The 16216-nt window shown below is 71.4% G+C and carries 17 protein-coding genes; 14 read left to right on the top strand and 3 right to left on the bottom strand.

Annotated features, from left to right (window positions below; genetic code table 11):
- Positions 1–77 precede the first annotated feature (77 nt).
- Positions 78–497, top strand: coding sequence for a hypothetical protein (locus VHU88_09135; GenBank protein HEX3611834.1), 420 nt, complete (start codon positions 78–80; stop codon positions 495–497).
- A gap of 36 nt (positions 498–533) precedes the next feature.
- Here the strand turns inward: VHU88_09135 and VHU88_09130 are convergent, their stop codons facing one another.
- Both VHU88_09130 and VHU88_09125 read right to left on the bottom strand, forming a co-directional pair.
- Positions 534–986 carry a ferritin-like domain-containing protein gene (locus VHU88_09130; protein HEX3611833.1) on the bottom strand — a complete coding sequence of 151 codons (453 nt, stop codon included), beginning with the start codon at positions 984–986 and terminating at the stop codon, positions 534–536.
- Positions 983–1624, bottom strand: a complete 642-nt coding sequence (locus VHU88_09125) for a hypothetical protein (GenBank protein ID HEX3611832.1) — start codon at positions 1622–1624, stop codon at positions 983–985. The genes VHU88_09130 and VHU88_09125 overlap by 4 nt, the downstream gene beginning before the upstream one ends.
- Before the next feature lie 132 nt (positions 1625–1756).
- On the opposite strand from VHU88_09125, the gene rimP reads away from it, so the two are divergent.
- From rimP to VHU88_09110, 3 genes are all read left to right on the top strand, one after another.
- Positions 1757–2281: a ribosome maturation factor RimP gene (gene rimP, locus VHU88_09120; protein HEX3611831.1), complete on the top strand. Its 525-nt coding sequence runs from the start codon at positions 1757–1759 to the stop codon at positions 2279–2281.
- A gap of 1 nt (position 2282) precedes the next feature.
- Positions 2283–3341, top strand: coding sequence for a transcription termination factor NusA (gene nusA / locus VHU88_09115; GenBank protein HEX3611830.1), 1059 nt, complete (start codon positions 2283–2285; stop codon positions 3339–3341).
- Between the two features lie 143 nt (positions 3342–3484).
- On the top strand, positions 3485–3733 hold the full coding sequence (locus VHU88_09110) for a YlxR family protein (GenBank protein HEX3611829.1): 249 nt from the start codon (positions 3485–3487) through the stop codon (positions 3731–3733).
- 306 nt (positions 3734–4039) lie between these two features.
- Here VHU88_09110 and VHU88_09105 read toward each other — a convergent pair whose 3' ends face one another.
- Entirely contained in the window at positions 4040–4459 is a 420-nt protein-coding gene (locus VHU88_09105) for a hypothetical protein (protein ID HEX3611828.1), read from the bottom strand.
- Between the two features lie 520 nt (positions 4460–4979).
- Between VHU88_09105 and infB the strand changes: the two genes are divergently transcribed.
- From infB to VHU88_09055, 10 genes are all read left to right on the top strand, one after another.
- Positions 4980–6827 carry a translation initiation factor IF-2 gene (gene infB, locus VHU88_09100; protein ID HEX3611827.1) on the top strand — a complete coding sequence of 616 codons (1848 nt, stop codon included), beginning with the start codon at positions 4980–4982 and terminating at the stop codon, positions 6825–6827.
- Positions 6828–6928: 101 nt separating this feature from the next.
- Positions 6929–7222, top strand: coding sequence for a DUF503 domain-containing protein (locus VHU88_09095; protein ID HEX3611826.1), 294 nt, complete (start codon positions 6929–6931; stop codon positions 7220–7222).
- Positions 7222–7713 carry a 30S ribosome-binding factor RbfA gene (gene rbfA, locus VHU88_09090; protein ID HEX3611825.1) on the top strand — a complete coding sequence of 164 codons (492 nt, stop codon included), beginning with the start codon at positions 7222–7224 and terminating at the stop codon, positions 7711–7713. Before VHU88_09095 ends, rbfA begins: the two co-directional genes overlap by 1 nt.
- The gene (truB, locus tag VHU88_09085) at positions 7710–8666 is read left to right on the top strand and encodes a tRNA pseudouridine(55) synthase TruB (GenBank protein HEX3611824.1); all 957 of its coding nucleotides are present in this window, start codon (positions 7710–7712) and stop codon (positions 8664–8666) included. The genes rbfA and truB overlap by 4 nt, the downstream gene beginning before the upstream one ends.
- 102 nt (positions 8667–8768) lie before the next feature.
- Positions 8769–9746 carry a type II CAAX endopeptidase family protein gene (locus VHU88_09080; protein HEX3611823.1) on the top strand — a complete coding sequence of 326 codons (978 nt, stop codon included), beginning with the start codon at positions 8769–8771 and terminating at the stop codon, positions 9744–9746.
- A complete protein-coding gene (locus VHU88_09075) occupies positions 9727–10950 on the top strand; it encodes a DUF418 domain-containing protein (protein HEX3611822.1) in 1224 nt (407 codons plus the stop codon). Before VHU88_09080 ends, VHU88_09075 begins: the two co-directional genes overlap by 20 nt.
- A 112-nt stretch (positions 10951–11062) precedes the next feature.
- Positions 11063–12013: a bifunctional riboflavin kinase/FAD synthetase gene (locus tag VHU88_09070; protein ID HEX3611821.1), complete on the top strand. Its 951-nt coding sequence runs from the start codon at positions 11063–11065 to the stop codon at positions 12011–12013.
- Positions 12014–12177: 164 nt separating this feature from the next.
- A complete protein-coding gene (gene rpsO, locus VHU88_09065; protein ID HEX3611820.1) occupies positions 12178–12447 on the top strand; it encodes a 30S ribosomal protein S15 in 270 nt (89 codons plus the stop codon).
- 190 nt (positions 12448–12637) lie between these two features.
- Positions 12638–14836 (top strand): polyribonucleotide nucleotidyltransferase, encoded by a 2199-nt coding sequence (locus tag VHU88_09060; GenBank protein ID HEX3611819.1) that lies wholly within the window; start codon positions 12638–12640, stop codon positions 14834–14836.
- Positions 14833–16185, top strand: a complete 1353-nt coding sequence (locus tag VHU88_09055) for a pitrilysin family protein (protein HEX3611818.1) — start codon at positions 14833–14835, stop codon at positions 16183–16185. Before VHU88_09060 ends, VHU88_09055 begins: the two co-directional genes overlap by 4 nt.
- The last annotated feature ends 31 nt before the right edge of the window (positions 16186–16216 follow it).

Here is a 16216-nt window from a genome sequence, read left to right as displayed (position 1 = left end):
CTGTCCGGCGCCGTCCCGGCCCGCGTGGTTTTCCAGGCCGAACGGTCGGGCACCGACCAGGCCATGGGGGACCACCGATGAGCGAGCCGACGAGGAACCGCACGGTGCAGTGGTGTGCTGCTGCGATGGCCGGGGTCCTGGTCGGCCTGGTTCCGCTGTTCGACGACAGTCCGCCGGCCCGCGTGCTCGCGGTGCTGCTGGTCGCGGCCTCGATCCCGTTCGGCCTGCTGCGGCAGCGCCAGCCCTGGGTTTGGGCCCTGATCGTCGCGTGGCCGACGGTCACCCTCCGCTTCTCCCAGGCGGGCTGGCACTCGATCTTCCTGGTCGTCTACTCGATGGTCGGTGTCTACCTGGGCGACTGGATCGTCCAGTGGTGGACCGAGGCGCACCCGCCCGCGCGCCACAACCCGGCGGACAACGCCGGCGGCGAGGTCGCGGCCGACGGCTCGCGGGTAGCCGCCGACGGCCTGCCACCGGAAATGCCGGGCCGCTTCTGACCCCCGGGCCACCGGTTGCTCGGTCCGGGCGGACGCTCAGGCCGGCGGCGGTGCCGGGCTCGCGGTGGGGGTCGGGTCGCTGACCAGCCCCGGGAATCGGGGCGCGGCGTGCTGCCAGGCGGTCTGCTGGACCGCGATGTCCTGCAACGACCGGGCGGCGAACGTCCGGGTCTCCGCGGTGCTCGCCGCGATCAGGTCACCGAAGGCCAGGGCCACGTCGCGTTCCAGGTCCGCCGCGACCTTCGCCGCAGCCGCGGCGCCCTGGACCGGGGCTTCGGGACGGTAGGCCGGGGCCGCCTCAGTGGGTGTCCCGCCGGCCGCGATGACCAGGGCCCGCAACCTGTCGCGGCGCGCCCGGTGCGCGTCCAGCGCGCTCAGCCCGTCGTCGCGGGCGTCACCGGTCAACTGCCCGAGCACCAACCCGTACCCGTAGATCGCGGCGTGCTCGGCGGCCAACGCCTGCTGCAGGGCCGCCGGCGAACTGCTCACTCGACCGCTCCCGGGGTCTTCGCGGGCACCGGCTTCCGAGTCTTCCTCGGCGCCGGCTGTGCTGTGGGCGCCGGCTGTGCTGTGCGCGCCAGCTCGGTGAGCACCGCGCTGTGCGCAGCCTCGCACCCCCCGATCGAGGCGAGCAGTCGGGCCAACTCGGGCCCGTGGGCGTTGCCGCAGTCGCCGATGCGGGCGTTGGCTGCGGCGCGCTCCGCCCCCGCCAGGCCGGCCAGAGCCGTCGCCGAAGCGCCGGCAGAGGGGGTCGGGGTCGGGGTCGCCGCGGGAGCCGGGGCCGGTGCGGTGCCACCGGCGGCAGCCAGGTGCCCGCCATGGTCGGCGCGCAGCGGAGCGAGCTTCACCGCCAGCTCCGGGAACTGCGCGAGCACGGCGTCGTACTGGGTGATCAGGCCCGCCTCGACCGACCGCAACCCGGCCAGCAGACCCGGGTCCGGATCGGCCGATCCATTCCCGCCGCTTCCGCCGCCGTTCGGGGAGGCCGACCTGGACTTGGAACAGGCGCTGGCGGCCGCCAACACCGCCGTCGAGAGCGCAGCGCCCAGCAGCGTCCGACGCGTGGGTCCGGGCGCCGAGCAGGCGGCGGCGCCGCGGTCGAGGGAGTGATCGCGGTCGTCGGGCACTCGGGGACGCTACCAATGCCTGCCGGGCCGGTCGGGCGGACCCGCCGCCACTTGCGGAGCACTAGTGTTGCGGCGGATGCCACATTCCGCACGGGCCCGCCGACCCGGATCGGTCCCCAGGAGAGAGCTCCGATGAGCGACAAGCACGAGGCCAGGCGGTTGACAGCCGCGTTGCGCCCGCTGTGCGACGCCGCGGGCCTGGACCTCGAGGACCTGGCGGTTGCGCCGGCCGGACGGCGGAGCGTCCTGCGAATCGTCGTCGACCGCGACGGGGGAGTCGACCTCGACGCGGTGGCCGAGATCAGCCGCGAGATCTCGACCGCGTTGGACTCCGACGGGCTGATGGGCGACGTGCCCTACGTGCTCGAGGTCAGCAGTCCCGGCGTCGACCGGCCGTTGACCGCGCCGGCGCACTGGCGGCGCGCGGTGGGCCGGTTGGTTGCGGTGGACCTGCGTGCCGGTGGCAGCGTGGCGGGACGGTTGACCGGCGGCGACGAGAGCGGCGCGGACCTGCTGGACGAATCGGGGGGTACCACCCGGCGCGTGGAGTACGCGGAGGTGGCCCGGGCGCGGGTACAGGTGGAGTTCTCGCGGGTCGGGTCGGGCGACGCGGATCCGGCGAATATCGAGGAACTCGACGGAGAGGAGGTTCGCTGAGATGGACATCGACATGAGCGCCCTGCGCGCGCTGGAACGGGAGAAGCACATCTCGTTCGGTCTCCTGGTCGAGGCCATCGAGGCGGCCCTGCTCATCGCCTACCACCGCACCGAGGGCTCGCAGCAGCATGCCCGCGTGGTGCTGGACCGCGCCAACGGACACGTCATCGTGTGGGCGCAGGAACAGGACGAGGACGGCACGCAGGTCGGCGAGTACGAGGACACCCCGAGCGACTTCGGCCGGATCGCCGCCACGACAGCGAAGCAGGTGATCCTGCAGCGTCTGCGCGACGCCGAGGACGAGATGACCTACGGCGAGTACCTCGGCCGCGAGGGCGACATCGTCTCCGGCGTGATCCAGCAGGGCCGCGACCCCAAGGCGGTGTTGGTCGACCTCGGCCGTGTCGAGGCGATCCTGCCGCCGCAGGAGCAGGTGCCCGGGGAGGACTACACGCACGGCTCGCGCATCAAGTGCTACGTGGTCGGGGTTCGCAAGGGAATGAAGGGACCGTCGGTGACGCTGTCCCGGACCCATCCGAACCTGGTCCGGCGATTGTTCGCCCTCGAGGTCCCGGAGATCGCCGACGGGACCGTCGAGATCGCCGGGATCGCCCGCGAGGCCGGGCACCGGACCAAGATCGCGGTGCGTTCCACCAAGCCGGGTGTCAACGCCAAGGGCGCGTGCATCGGCCCGATGGGCGCTCGCGTCCGCAACGTGATGAGCGAACTGCACGGCGAGAAGATCGACATCGTCGACTGGTCCGACGACCCGGCCGAACTCGTCGCCCATGCGCTCTCCCCGGCCCGGGTCAGCCACGTCGAGGTCGTCGACGCCACCGCGCGCGCCGCCCGGGTGGTCGTGCCCGACTACCAACTGTCGCTGGCCATCGGCAAGGAGGGCCAGAACGCCCGCCTGGCCGCACGGTTGACTGGTTGGCGCATCGACATCCGGCCGGACACCCAGGGCACCGACCCGTCCGGTGCCCCCGTGGACCCGGTTGACGGGGTCGCCGATGCGGACGCCGACGGGCAACTCGACCGGGACCCGGCCGACGGTTGAGCCGGGCGGCCGGCCACCGCGCCGACCGCCGGATGCGCCCGTCCACCGGCGGCGCGCTAGACTGGCCTTGGTCCAACGCACGGAGCCGAGTCCCGGCGTGCCCACAGTGAGGTCGAAAGTCGTTGACTCCGACCCGTCTCTGTGTGGGATGTCGTGAACGGTGCGGCGCGTGGGACCTGCTGCGGGTAGTCGCGGTGCAGGGTGTTTGTGTCCCTGATCCGCGGCGTCGACTCCCCGGTCGCGGAGCTTCCGTGCATCCGGCCGTCGAATGCCTGAACCTCGCCCTGCGTCGTCGGGCGTTCCAGCGAGCCCTCCGGGTCGCCGGTGCGCTGGACACCTCGGCCCTGGAGGAATATCTCCGGGTCCGCTGCGCCGGCGGGCCACAGCAGTAGCACCGAGTACAGCTCCACGCGATGTCAACTCGATTTCGGCAACTCGATTTCGGGCCGTAGGAACACCGTGAAGGCAGGTCGAATGCGATGAGCGCTCGATGAGCACGCAGCGATGAGTACCGGCACCAGTTAGCGGTCCGCGGCCCAAGCCCGGACCAGAGGGAGAACAGTGGCCAAGGTCCGGGTCTACGAACTCGCCAAGGAGTTCGGCGTAGAGAGCAAGGTCGTCATGGCCAAGCTCCAGGAACTGGGGGAATTCGTCCGTTCGGCGTCCTCGACGATTGAGGCGCCGGTCGTGCGCAAACTTCAGGAAGCTTTCCCGGGAGAGGCGCCGGCGAAGCCGGCCCGTCGACCGGCGGCCAGACCGGCTGCACCGGTCGAGGCGGCACCGCCCGTGGTGGAACCGGTGACGGCAGCCCCGGCTCCGGCCGCAGCGGGGCCGGCCGCACCCCCGGCACCGTCCGAGGTGGTCAGCGCACCGGCTGCCCCGCTCGCGCCCACGCACTCGGCCTCGGCTCCCATGCCGACCCGGCCGGCGCCCGGGCCCGCGGCACCGGCCCCCGCACAGGCTCCGGCCGCACAGGCACCGGCGGCTCCGCCCGCGGCCTCGCGTCCGGCACCCAACGCTTCGGACGACTCGCGGCCGGGCGCGCCGCGTCCCGGTCCGGCCCGGGCTCCCGGACCGCGTCCGGGCAACAACCCCTTCTCCTCCTCGGCCTCCGGCATGGCTCGGCCGCAGTCCCGGCCGCGGCCGGGTACGCCCGGTGGTCCGGGCGGCTCCGGCGCGCCTGCCTCGCCCGGGGGTCCGCGTCCGGCGGGCGCCGGTGGCCCGCGGCCCAGCGGCGTCGGTGGCCCGCGTCCGGGTGCCCCCACCCCCGGTTCGATCGGTGCTCGCCCGAGTGGACCCGGCGGTGGTCCCGGCGGTCGTCCCGGCGGTCCGGGGGGCCGGCCGGCCGGTGCCGGCGGTGCCCCGCGTCCCGCTGGTGGCCCCGGCGGTCGTCCGGGTGGCGGTGGCTTCGGCGGTCGTCCGGGTGGTCCCGGCGGTGGCGGTGGCGGCTTCGCCGGTCGTCCGGCCGGACCTGGCGGTGGCGCCGGCGGTGGTGGCTTCGCCGGTCGTCCGGGTGGACCGGGCGGTGGCGCCGGTGGGCGTGGCCGCGGCGGAACCGCGGGTGCCTTCGGTCGGCCCGGTGGGCGTCCCACCAAGGGCCGCAAGTCGAAGAAGCAGCGGCGTCAAGAGTTCGACAACATGCAGGCGCCGTCGATCGGTGGCGTGCAGCTTCCGCGTGGTCAGGGCCAGACGGTCCGGTTGCCGCGCGGCTCCTCGTTGACCGACTTCGCCGAGAAGATCGGGGCGAACCCCGCCTCGTTGGTCGCGGTGATGATGCACCTCGGTGAGATGGTCACGGCCACCCAGTCGGTGAACGACGAGACCCTCGAACTGCTCTCCCAGGAGCTCAACGTCGTCCTGGAGATCGTCAGCCCGGAGGACGAGGACCGCGAGCTGCTCGAGACCTTCGACCTGTCCTGGGGCGAGGACGAGGGCGGAGAGGAAGACCTGGTCATCCGACCGCCGGTCGTCACCGTCATGGGTCACGTCGACCACGGAAAGACGAAGCTGCTGGACGCGATCCGCAACACGAACGTGGTGGCCGGTGAGGCGGGTGGCATCACCCAGCACATCGGCGCCTACCAGGTCATCGCGCACGAGGGCGAGGACCGGCAGCGGCGGATCACTTTCATCGACACCCCGGGACACGAGGCCTTCACCTCGATGCGTGCCCGTGGTGCCCAGGTCACCGACATCGCCGTGCTGGTGGTGGCGGCCGACGACGGCGTGAAGCCGCAGACGATCGAGGCGTTGAACCACGCCCAGGCGGCCGGTGTGCCGATCGTGGTCGCGGTCAACAAGATCGACAAGGAGGGCGCCGACCCGGCGAAGGTGCGCGGTCAGCTCACCGAGTACGGGCTGGTGGCCGAGGAGTACGGCGGCGAGACGATGTTCGTCGACGTCTCGGCCAAGCAGGGCATCAACATCGACGGGCTGCTCGACGCGATCATCCTGACCGCCGACGCAGCCCTGGACCTGCGGGCCAACCCGAACCAGGACGCGCAGGGCGTGGCGATCGAGGCACACCTGGACCGCGGTCGTGGTCCGGTGGCCACCGTGCTGGTCCAGCGCGGCACGTTGCGTCCCGGCGACTCGATCGTCGCGGGCGATGCGTTCGGTCGCGTCCGGGCGCTGCTCGACGAGCACGGCCAGGTGCTGACCGAGGCCGGGCCCGCCCGGCCGGTCATGGTGCTCGGCCTGACCTCGGTGCCCGGTGCAGGCGACAACTTCCTGGTCGTCGGCGAGGACCGGGTGGCTCGGCAGATCGCCGAGCGGCGTGAGGCGCGCGAGCGCAACGCGCTGCTGGCCCGCCAGCGCAAGCCGCGGGTGGCGCTGGACACCTGGCAGGACGCCCTCTCGCAGCAGCAGCGTTCCGAGCTGCTGCTCATCATCAAGGGCGACGTGTCCGGTTCGGTCGAGGCCCTCGAGGACGCGCTGCTCAAGATCGAGGTGGGCGACGACGTGTACCTGCGTGTCATCCACCGCGGGGTCGGTGCGATCACCGAGTCCGACGTGACCCTGGCGTCTGCCTCGAGTGCGGTGATCATCGGCTTCAACGTCCGGGCCGAGGGCAAGTCGCGCGAACTCGCCGAGCGCGAGGGCGTCGACATCCGCTACTACACGGTCATCTACCAGGCCCTGGAGGAGGTCGAGGCGGCCCTCACCGGCATGCTCAAGCCGGAGTACGAGGAGATCCAGCTCGGCACCGCCGAGGTCCGGGCGGTGTTCTCCTCGTCCAAGTTCGGCAACATTGCCGGGTGTCTGGTCCGCAACGGCACCATCCGCCGTGGCACCAAGGCCCGTCTCATCCGCGACGGGGCGGTGGTGGCACCGAGCCTCACGATCGACTCGCTGCGTCGGGAGAAGGACGATGCCACCGAGGTCCGCGAGGGCTTCGAGTGCGGTATCAATCTCGGGAACTTCAACGACATCAAGGTCGACGACGTCATCGAGACCTACGAGATGCGGGAGAAGCCGCGCGGCTGAGGTTTCCATCTTCTGCCGTGTCGCGCCCCCCTCAGAACGATCGAAGGGCGCGCGACACGGCACAAGTTGAGACGGTCGTGGGGCGTGACGGCGGAGGACGCGTGTTCGTCGGCAGCCTGAGCATCGACATGCTCCTGGGCGATGTGCATTCGCTGAAGGACAAACGCGGCGTGGTTCGGCCGATCCTGGCCGAGCTGGTCCGCAAGTACCCGGTGTCCGCCGCCGAGGTGGGCGATCAGGATCTGCATCGTCGTGCCCTGCTGGGTGTCGCCTGTGTCGCGGGCGAGGCCCAGCACTGCCGGGACGTGCTCGACTCCTGCGAGCGACTGGTCGCGGGCCGACCGGAGGTCGAGATTCTGAGCGTGCGTCAGAAGCTTTACGGAGAGGACGACTGATGAGTTCGGCGGCGCTGCAGGCGCGGGCCCGCAAGTTGGCGGACCGGATCAAGGTGATCGTCGCCGAGACCCTGGAGCTGAAGGTGAAGGACCCGCGGCTGGGATTCATCACGATCACCGACGCCCGGGTGACCGGCGACCTGCGTGAGGCCACCGTGTTCTACACGGTCTTCGGCGACGACGACGCCCGCACGGCCACGGCCGCGGCGTTGGAGAGCGCCAAGGGCGTGCTGCGCACCGAGGTCGGTCGCCAGACCGGCGTGCGGCACACCCCCTCGTTGGCGTTCGTGGCCGACGCCCTGCCGGACACCACTCGCACTTTGGACGCTGCGTTGGCCCGGGCCGCGGCCGCCGACGCGGAGGTGCAGCGGCGGGCCGAAGGGGCGGACTACGCCGGCGAGCCTGACCCGTACCGACACCCGGCCGTCGAGGACGACGAGGCCGTCGAGGCCGACGAGGCCGTCGAGGCCGACGACCTCGGCGGCAGGTGAACGCCAAGCAACCCGGCCCCGGCGGGATTGTCGTCGTCGACAAGCCGGCCGGCTTGACCTCGCACGACGTGGTCGCCCGGGTGCGGCGACTGGCCGGCACCCGGAAGGTCGGGCATGCCGGGACGCTGGACCCGATGGCGACCGGTGTGCTCATCGTCGGAATCGAGCGCACCACCCGACTGCTCGGCCACCTGGCCGGCGGGGAGAAGTGCTACGAGGCCACGATCCGATTCGGTGAGAGCACCGACACCGACGACGCGACCGGCACCTCGACCGGCCGGCACGACCCGACCGGGCTGTCGGCCGAGGCTGTGCGGGCCGCGGCGGTGCAGTTCACCGGCACGATCATGCAGGTGCCCGCGCAGATCAGCGCTATCAAGGTGGCCGGGGAACGGGCGTACAAGCGCGTGCGGGCCGGTGAGGACGTCGAACTGACGGCACGTGAGGTGACGGTCAGTCAGTTGGACCTCGGCGAGCTGCGCCCGGCCGACGGGATGCTCGACGTCGACGCCGTCATCACCTGCTCGTCCGGCACCTACATCCGGGCGTTGGCCCGCGACCTCGGCGCGGCGCTCGGCTGCGGTGCACACCTGACCCGGCTGCGGCGGACCCGGGTGGGGCCGTTCGGGATAGCGCAGGCCCGCACCCTCCAGGAGCACCAGGACGAGCTCGCGGTGGTCCCGTTGGACCGGGTCGCCGAAGTCTCGTTCCCGGTGCGCCGGCTGGACGCGACCGCGGCGTCGATCATTGCCCACGGTGGCTGGATCCCCGCCGCCGAACCGGCGCCGGAGGGTGCGGTGGCCGCCTTCGACCCGACCGGACGATTCATCGCGCTGCTCGGCGACTCCCGGGGCCGGTCCTGGCCGACCACCGTGTTCGTCGGTCCGGACGACCTCCAGCAACTGCGGCCGAGCGCCGATCCGACGTCCGGAACGGACCTCGCCGAGTCCTGAGGAAAACCGGCGACCAGGGGCGCGCCCTCGGCGTTCCCGCCCACATCGCTCGGGCGGCTCAAGCCGCTGGGAGTGGTCCTGGCACGGCGCTAACTTCGTTCGGTGAACCCTTCGGCCAAGACGCGCGTCCCGGTATCCGGCCGGGCCCCGGAAGTTTTGGCGTCTTCCGGCAACGGCGCGCCCGGCGGCGGCGCGGGGTATCCCTACCTGCTCCGCGTGGCCAACACCCGGTGGTGGCATCCACTCGCGGGCTCGACTGTGCTTGTCCTGGTCTGGGGAATCCCGGCGACGGTGCTGGTCCAGATCCTCTCCACGGTATTCGGAGCGGACGCCGACCGGATGAGCACGGCGGCCGACGTGACCGCTGTGGGACTGCAGATCGCTCTGCTGATTCCCGGCGCCGTGGCGGCGGTGGTCCTGGTGCACCGGGTGCGCCCGGGAGTGCTGCTGTCGGCCTCAGGTCGTCCGCGAGCGGGCCTGTTCGTCGTCGGGTTGGCTGTCGCGACGCCTGCGTTCATCCCGATGGTGCTGGCGAAAAGAGCGGAGTTCGCCGCCGAGCCCGACCCCATCGCCGGGGCGGCCGGCTGGATCGGTTGGCAGGCCTTCCTGCCGTTGTTCGCGGCGATCGTGTTGGTCCTCCCGTTCCAGGCGGCCGCCGAGGAAATCGTCTTCCGGGGGTACCTGACCCAGGCGGTGGCGACCTGGACCCGCCGAGTCTGGCCTGCGGCGTTGGCAAGTTCGCTGATGTTCGTCGCGGTGCACCCGATCCACGACGTGTGGTCCTTCGCGGACAAGCTCTTCTTCGGTCTCGCGATGTTCTGGTTGACCTGGCGCACCGGTGGTCTGGAGGCCGCGATCGCTCTCCACGTGGTCTACAACCTCCTGCTCGTAGTCGCGGTAGCCGCCGACGGCCGGGTCACCGAGATGCTCAAGGACTCCCGGACCGACGCCCTCGGGGGGCTCACCAGCATGGGCGGGACAGCGGTCGCGGTGGCGGCCTTGGACTGGTGGTTCCGACACCGCGCAGCCGTGGTGCGAACGGATTCGGAAGGGGGGGCCCGTGCTCGAGCAGCGGCATGACGCAGCGACCCGGGAGCGGTTCGGCGCGACCGAGGTTTCGGCGCGTTCACTCGCACCGGATCTGGCGCGGGGGGCGATGCTGCTCCTGATCGCGCTGGGCAACGCCCATCTGTTCCTGTACCAACACCGCCCGGTCGGCCTGCACGCCTACCCCATCCCGGAGTCGACCGCCGAACGGCTGGCCGTACTGATCCCGATAACCTTTTTCGACGGTCGCGAACTTCCGTTGTTCGCGTTCCTGTTCGGCTACGGGGCCGTGCAGTTGTCGCGTCGACACACCCGCGAGGGTGCCGACCAGCACACCGTCCGGAGCCTCATCCGGTGGCGCGGCTGGTGCATGATCCTCATCGGGTTCTTGCACGCGGTACTGCTGTTCGGCGGGGACATCATCGGGGCCTACGGGCTGGTCGCCGTCGCGCTGGCCGGCGTGCTGGTCCGGACCAGCGACCGGAAGTTGCTGATCGCGGCGGGTCTGGGCATGGTGCCGATCGGCGCCGTCGCCGCGTGGTCGTATGCGTCCCGACCCCACGGCCAGGAGTACTACCTGCCGTCCCTGCAGTCGCTGGCGGCGACCGGTTGGCTGCGCGGGGTCGGGGGCCGGCTCTCCGATTGGCTGACGTTCGGTATCCCCACGGCGCTGTTCCTGGCGGCGCCGCCCGTCCTGCTCGGCGCCTGGGCGGCCCGGCGACGGATCCTCGACGAGCCGGAACGGCATCGCCGGCTGCTGCTCCGGGTGACGGTCATCGGCCTGGGACTGGGCTATCTGGGCGGTCTGCCGTTGGCGGTGCAGGCGGCTTCCCTGCCGCTGAACTGGTCGCCCTCGACGAGCATGGACCTGGCGGGGGTGGCGCACACGGTGACCGGGTACGCCGGCGCAGTCGGCTATGCCGCGTTGGCCGGACTCCTCGCGATCCGATTCCGCGACCGGCCGGGCCGGGTGGTCACGGCCCTGGCCGCGTGCGGCCAGCGGTCGATGACCTGCTACATCCTGCAGTCCGTGGTGTTCGTCGGGGTACTGGCCTCCTACGGCGGAGGCCTCGGCAACCGACTGGGGCTGTTGTCGACCGCGGTTCTGGCCATCGCGACCTGGGCGCTGAGCGTCGTGGTGGCCGAGGCCATGAGCCGGCGGGGCTACCGAGGCCCGGCCGAGGTCCTCCTCCGGCGCCTCACCTACCGACGGTTCCGGACGCCGAACCTGCCCTGACCGCAGGTCCGCCGGGCGGGCTCGTTGGCCGGCCCCGGGGAAGTCGAGTAACCGGATCAGGACGCAGGTCCATACGATGGCCCGGATTCGGTATTCCTTGGCGGGAGGCGGCTTGCGGGTCTGGCGCGGGCTGCGCGACGTCGCCGACGTCGGTCCAACCGTGGTTGCCGTCGGAGTGTTCGACGGGGTCCACCGGGGGCACCGGATGCTCGTCGAGCGGGCCGCTGCGCATGCCGCCGAGCTGGGGCACGTGCCGGTCGCGCTCACCTTCGACCCGCACCCGATGGCCGTGGTGCGCCCCGAGCGTGCCCCGCTGCTGCTGACCACCCTGGAGGACCGGCTGCGGCTGCTCGGCGAGGCCGGGGCGCAGGCGGCGCTGATCATCCCGTTCACGCCCGCGGTAGCCGCGGCCTCGGCCCGGGAGTTCGCCCACACGGTGCTGGTCGAGACCCTGCGGACCTCGGTGGTGGTGGTCGGTGCCGACTTCCACTTCGGCGCCAACGCCTCCGGCGACGTGCCCGGCCTGCAGGCGCAGGGCAAGGAGTTCGGCTTCACCGTCGACCCGATCGACGTCCAGCGGGACTCGGTGGCGCGGCTGTCCTCCACCCGGGCCCGCGAGTTGCTCGCGGCCGGCGACGTCGCCGGCGCGGCGGAGATCCTGGGCCGGCCGCACAGCCTGACCGGCCTGGTGATCAGCGGTGAGCGGCGCGGACGCGAGCTGGGCTTCCCGACGGCGAACCTGGCCTGCCCGCCCGGCCTGGCCGTCCCGGCCGACGGCGTCTACGCCGGTTGGCTGGCCCGGCCGGGGGAGCCCCGGATGCCGGCGGCGATCTCGGTCGGTTCGAACCCGACGTTCGAGGAGGGCCTGGAGCGTCGTGTCGAGGCCTACGCCATCGACCGCGACGACCTGGACCTCTACGACCAGCGGGTCACCGTCGAGTTCGTGGCCCGGCTGCGCGGGATGGAGTCCTTCGACTCGGTCGAGACCTTGGTGGCGCAGATGGACCAGGACGTCGCCGACACCCGGGCGCTGCTGGGCCCCACGCCGACCGGACCGGGCTGACCGGCCGCCCGCCGCGGACCGGCCAGGGGGCCGCTGGTCAGGAGTTGCGTCACCCACTGGTAACCTTCACGCTGCCGTAACTTTCGGCCGCGGATCGAGAGCGCCCGGGTGGACCTGCCCCGGAGCACCGCGCAGCGACCCCTGAGGAGTTGTGAGTTCCAGCTATGCCGCTTGACAGTGCCCAGAAGAAGTCGATCCTCACCGACTATGCGCTCTCCGAGAACGACACGGGCTCCCCGGAGGCGCAGGTCGCGCTGCTCACCAAGCGCATCTCGGATCTGACCGAACACCTCAAGAAGCACAAGCACGACCACCACAGCCGGCGCGGCCTGCTGCTGCTCGTCGGTCGCCGTCGCCGCCTGCTCCAGTACCTGTCCCGGACCGACATCGCGCGCTACCGCTCCCTGATCGAACGGCTCGGGCTGCGCCGCTAGTTCCGCCCGTCGGATTTTCCACCGATGAAACTGACACCGAAGGAGCGGTCGGCGCTGCGGGCCTCCCGCCGCCGGTCCTCGGTAGTGGCCCCCGGATCCTGCATAACGGAACCCCGTGTGCCTCGATCGAAGACCGGTCGCTTGGCCCCTAGGCACCCGGCCGCCTCCGTCACCTAAGGAGGGGGCGCCCATGGAGGGTCCCGAAATCACATTCGCCGAAGCCCGTCTGGACAACGGACCGTTCGGCACCCGCGTCGTCCGGTTCGAGACCGGCCGACTTGCCAAGCAAGCCGCAGGTAGTGCCGCCGTCTATCTGGACGGCGACACGATGGTGCTGTCGGCCACGACCGTGGCCAAGTCGCCGCGGGAGGGTCTGGACTTCTTCCCGCTGACCGTCGACGTCGAGGAGCGGATGTACGCCGCCGGGCGTATCCCCGGCTCGTTCTTCCGCCGCGAGGGGCGTCCGTCCGAGGACGCGATCCTGACCTGCCGGCTCATCGACCGGCCGCTGCGGCCGACTTTCGCCAAGGGCCTGCGCAACGAGATCCAGATCGTGGAGACGGTGTTCGCGCTGGACCCCGACGACCTCTACGACGTCGTCGCGATCAACGCGGCCTCGATGTCCACGCAGCTGTCCGGCATCCCGTTCTCCGGACCGATCGGCGGCGTGCGCGTCGCGCTGATCGACGAGCGTTGGGTGGCGTTCCCGCGCCACTCGGAGCTGGCGCGTGCGGTCTTCGACATGGTCGTCGCCGGGCGGGCGCTCGACGACGGTGACGTCGCCATCATGATGGTCGAGGCCGAGGCCACCACCGAGACGATCGACCTGATCGCCGGCGGCGCCACCGCGCCGACCGAGGAGGTCGTCGCGGCAGGCCTGGAGGCCGCGAAGCCGTTCATCGCCGCGCTGTGCGCCGCTCAGGTCGAGGTGGCGAGCAAGGCGGCGAAGCCGACCGCCGAGTTCCCGATCTTCCTGGACTACCAGGACGACGTCCTCGAAGCGGTCACGACCGCGGCGTCGGCCGAACTGTCCGCGGCGCTGGCGATCGCGGGCAAGCTGGAGCGCGAGGCGGAGCTCGACCGCGTCAAGGCCGAGACCCTGGCCAAGCTGGCCGTGCAGTTCGAGGGCCGCGAGAAGGAACTGTCCGCCGCGTTCCGGTCGGTCACCAAGAAGGCCGTCCGGGCCCGGATCGTCAAGGACAAGATCCGCATCGACGGCCGTGGGCTGCGCGACATCCGGCAGCTCACCGCCGAGGTCGAGGTCATCCCGCGGGTGCACGGGTCGGCTCTGTTCGAGCGTGGCGAGACCCAAATCCTGGGCGTGACGACGCTGAACATGCTGCGCATGGAGCAGCAGATCGACACGCTCAACCCCGAGACGAAGAAGCGCTACATGCACAACTACAACTTCCCGCCCTACTCGACCGGTGAGACCGGTCGCGTGGGTTCGCCGAAGCGGCGCGAGATCGGCCACGGTGCGCTCGCCGAGCGCGCAATCCTGCCGGTGCTGCCCAAGCGCGAGGAGTTCCCCTACGCGATCCGGCAGGTCTCCGAGGCGCTCAGCTCGAACGGCTCGACCTCGATGGGATCGGTGTGCGCCTCGACCCTGTCGCTGCTCAACGCCGGCTGCCCGCTCAAGGCACCGGTGGCGGGCATCGCGATGGGTCTGGTCTCCGAGGGCGGCGAGTACGTGACGCTGACCGACATCCTCGGCGCCGAGGACGCGTTCGGCGACATGGACTTCAAGGTCGCCGGCACCCGGCAGTTCGTCACCGCGCTGCAGTTGGACACCAAGCTCGACGGCATCCCCGCCTCGGTGCTGGCAGGCGCGCTGACCCAGGCCCGTGAGGCCCGGCTGCACATCCTCGACGTGATGGCTGAGGCGATCGAGGGTCCGGACGAGATGAGCGACTACGCGCCGCGGATCATCACGATCAAGATCCCGGTCGACAAGATCGGCGAGGTGATCGGCCCGAAGGGCAAGATCATCAACCAGATCCAGGCCGACACCGGCGCCGAGATCTCGATCGAGGACGACGGCACCATCTACGTCGGAGCGACCAACGGTCCGGCTGCCGAGGCCGCGCGGAACACGATCAACGCAATCGCCAACCCGACCATGCCGGAGGTCGGCGAGCGTTACCTGGGCACGGTGGTCAAGACCACCACGTTCGGCGCGTTCGTCTCGCTGGTTCCCGGCCGCGACGGCCTGCTGCACATCTCGCAGTTGCGCAAGCTGGCGGGCGGCAAACGGGTCGACAACGTCGAGGACATCGTCGCCGTGGGCAGCAAGCTGCTGGTCGAGATCGCCGAGGTCGACCCGCGCGGCAAGCTGTCGTTGATCCCGGTGGTCGAGGGCGAGGAGCCCGCCGGCAGCGCCGACGAGTGACGGCCAGGAATCTGACGTCCGGCCAGCAGCGTCCGGGGTCCACCCGGACGCTGCTGGCTCCAGGCCCGGACTCCGGTGGGGTGCGCCGCACCGTGCTGCCCGGTGGCCTGCGGGTGCTGACCGAGCAGATGCCGTCCGTGCGGTCGGCGACGTTCGGCATCTGGGTGGCAGTCGGCTCGCGGGACGAGACGCCCAGCCTGGCCGGTGCCACGCACTATCTCGAGCACCTGCTGTTCAAGGGCACCCGGCGTCGCAATGCGTTGGCGATCTCGGCGGCCCTGGAGGCCGTCGGCGGCGACCTGAACGCGTTCACCAGCAAGGAGTACACGTGCTACCACGCACGGGTGCTCGACGCCGACCTGCCGCTGGCGATCGACGTGATCGTCGACATGGTCACCTCCTCGCTGATCTCCTCGGCCGACGTCGACGCCGAACGCGACGTGATCCTCGAAGAGATTGCGATGAACGAGGACGACCCCTCGGACGCGGTGCAGGAGGCGTTCGCGGGCATGCTGCACGGCGACTCCCCGCTGGGGCGTCCGATCCTCGGCACGGTCGACTCCATCCGCGGCCTGAACCGGACCGCGATCGCCGGCTACTACCGCCGGCGCTACGTGGCCCCGAACATCGTCGTCACCGCCGCCGGGAATCTGACCCACAATCAGGTCGTCCGGCAGGTGCGGTCGGCGTTCAACAAGGCCGATGCGCTGGGCAACGACTCCGCCCCCGCGGCCGTGCGGCACGGGGTGGCCCGGCAGGCCGCCCGGCCCGGCGTGCGGGTGCTGAACCGGCCCACCGAGCAGGCCAACCTCGTGCTCGGGATGCCCGGGTTGGCGCGCAACGACTCGCGCCGCTTCGCGATGGGGGTGCTGAACTCCGCGTTGGGCGGTGGCATGAGCTCGCGGCTGTTCCAGGAGGTCCGGGAGAAGCGCGGGCTGGCCTACTCGGTCTACAGCTACACCGCGCAGTACGCCGACGCCGGCGCGTTCTCCATCTACGCCGGTTGCCTGCCGCAGAAGATCGACGACGTCCTCGACGTCTGCCGCACCGAACTGGCGGCGGTCGCCGAGAACGGCATCACGCCCGAGGAACTGGCCCGCGGCATCGGCCAACTCAAGGGCGGCTACGTCCTCGGGCTGGAGGACACCGGCCAACGAATGTCACGGCTGGGCAAGTCCGAGGTCGCCTACGGCGAACTGCTCCCGGTCGATGAGGTGCTGGATCGGTTGGACTCGGTGACCCTCGACGAGGTCGCCGCCGTGGCCCGCGAGCTGCTGGGCGCCCCGCAGACCCTGGCGGTGGTCGGCCCGTTCGAGCCCGACAGAGATTTCGGCGGGCAGGCATCGTGAGCGACTGCGAGGAGCGAGGAACGGGCGAGGA

Source organism: Sporichthyaceae bacterium, assembly GCA_036269075.1.
Taxonomy (GTDB): Bacteria; Actinomycetota; Actinomycetes; order Sporichthyales; family Sporichthyaceae; genus DASQPJ01.
Note: the sequence above shows the minus strand (reverse complement) of the source record. Positions and strands in the feature narration are given on the sequence as shown.

Coding starts and splice junctions, on each gene's coding strand:
- VHU88_09060 (HEX3611819.1), top strand. CDS start 12,638: ATGGAGGGTCCCGAAATCACATTCGCCGAAGCCCGTCTGGACAACGGA.
- VHU88_09105 (HEX3611828.1), bottom strand. CDS start 4,459: ATGCCGGAGGCCGAGGAGGAGAAGGGGTTGTTGCCCGGACGCGGTCCG.
- VHU88_09135 (HEX3611834.1), top strand. CDS start 78: ATGAGCGAGCCGACGAGGAACCGCACGGTGCAGTGGTGTGCTGCTGCG.
- rpsO (HEX3611820.1), top strand. CDS start 12,178: ATGCCGCTTGACAGTGCCCAGAAGAAGTCGATCCTCACCGACTATGCG.
- infB (HEX3611827.1), top strand. CDS start 4,980: ATGCAGGCGCCGTCGATCGGTGGCGTGCAGCTTCCGCGTGGTCAGGGC.
- nusA (HEX3611830.1), top strand. CDS start 2,283: ATGGACATCGACATGAGCGCCCTGCGCGCGCTGGAACGGGAGAAGCAC.
- rimP (HEX3611831.1), top strand. CDS start 1,757: ATGAGCGACAAGCACGAGGCCAGGCGGTTGACAGCCGCGTTGCGCCCG.
- rbfA (HEX3611825.1), top strand. CDS start 7,222: ATGAGTTCGGCGGCGCTGCAGGCGCGGGCCCGCAAGTTGGCGGACCGG.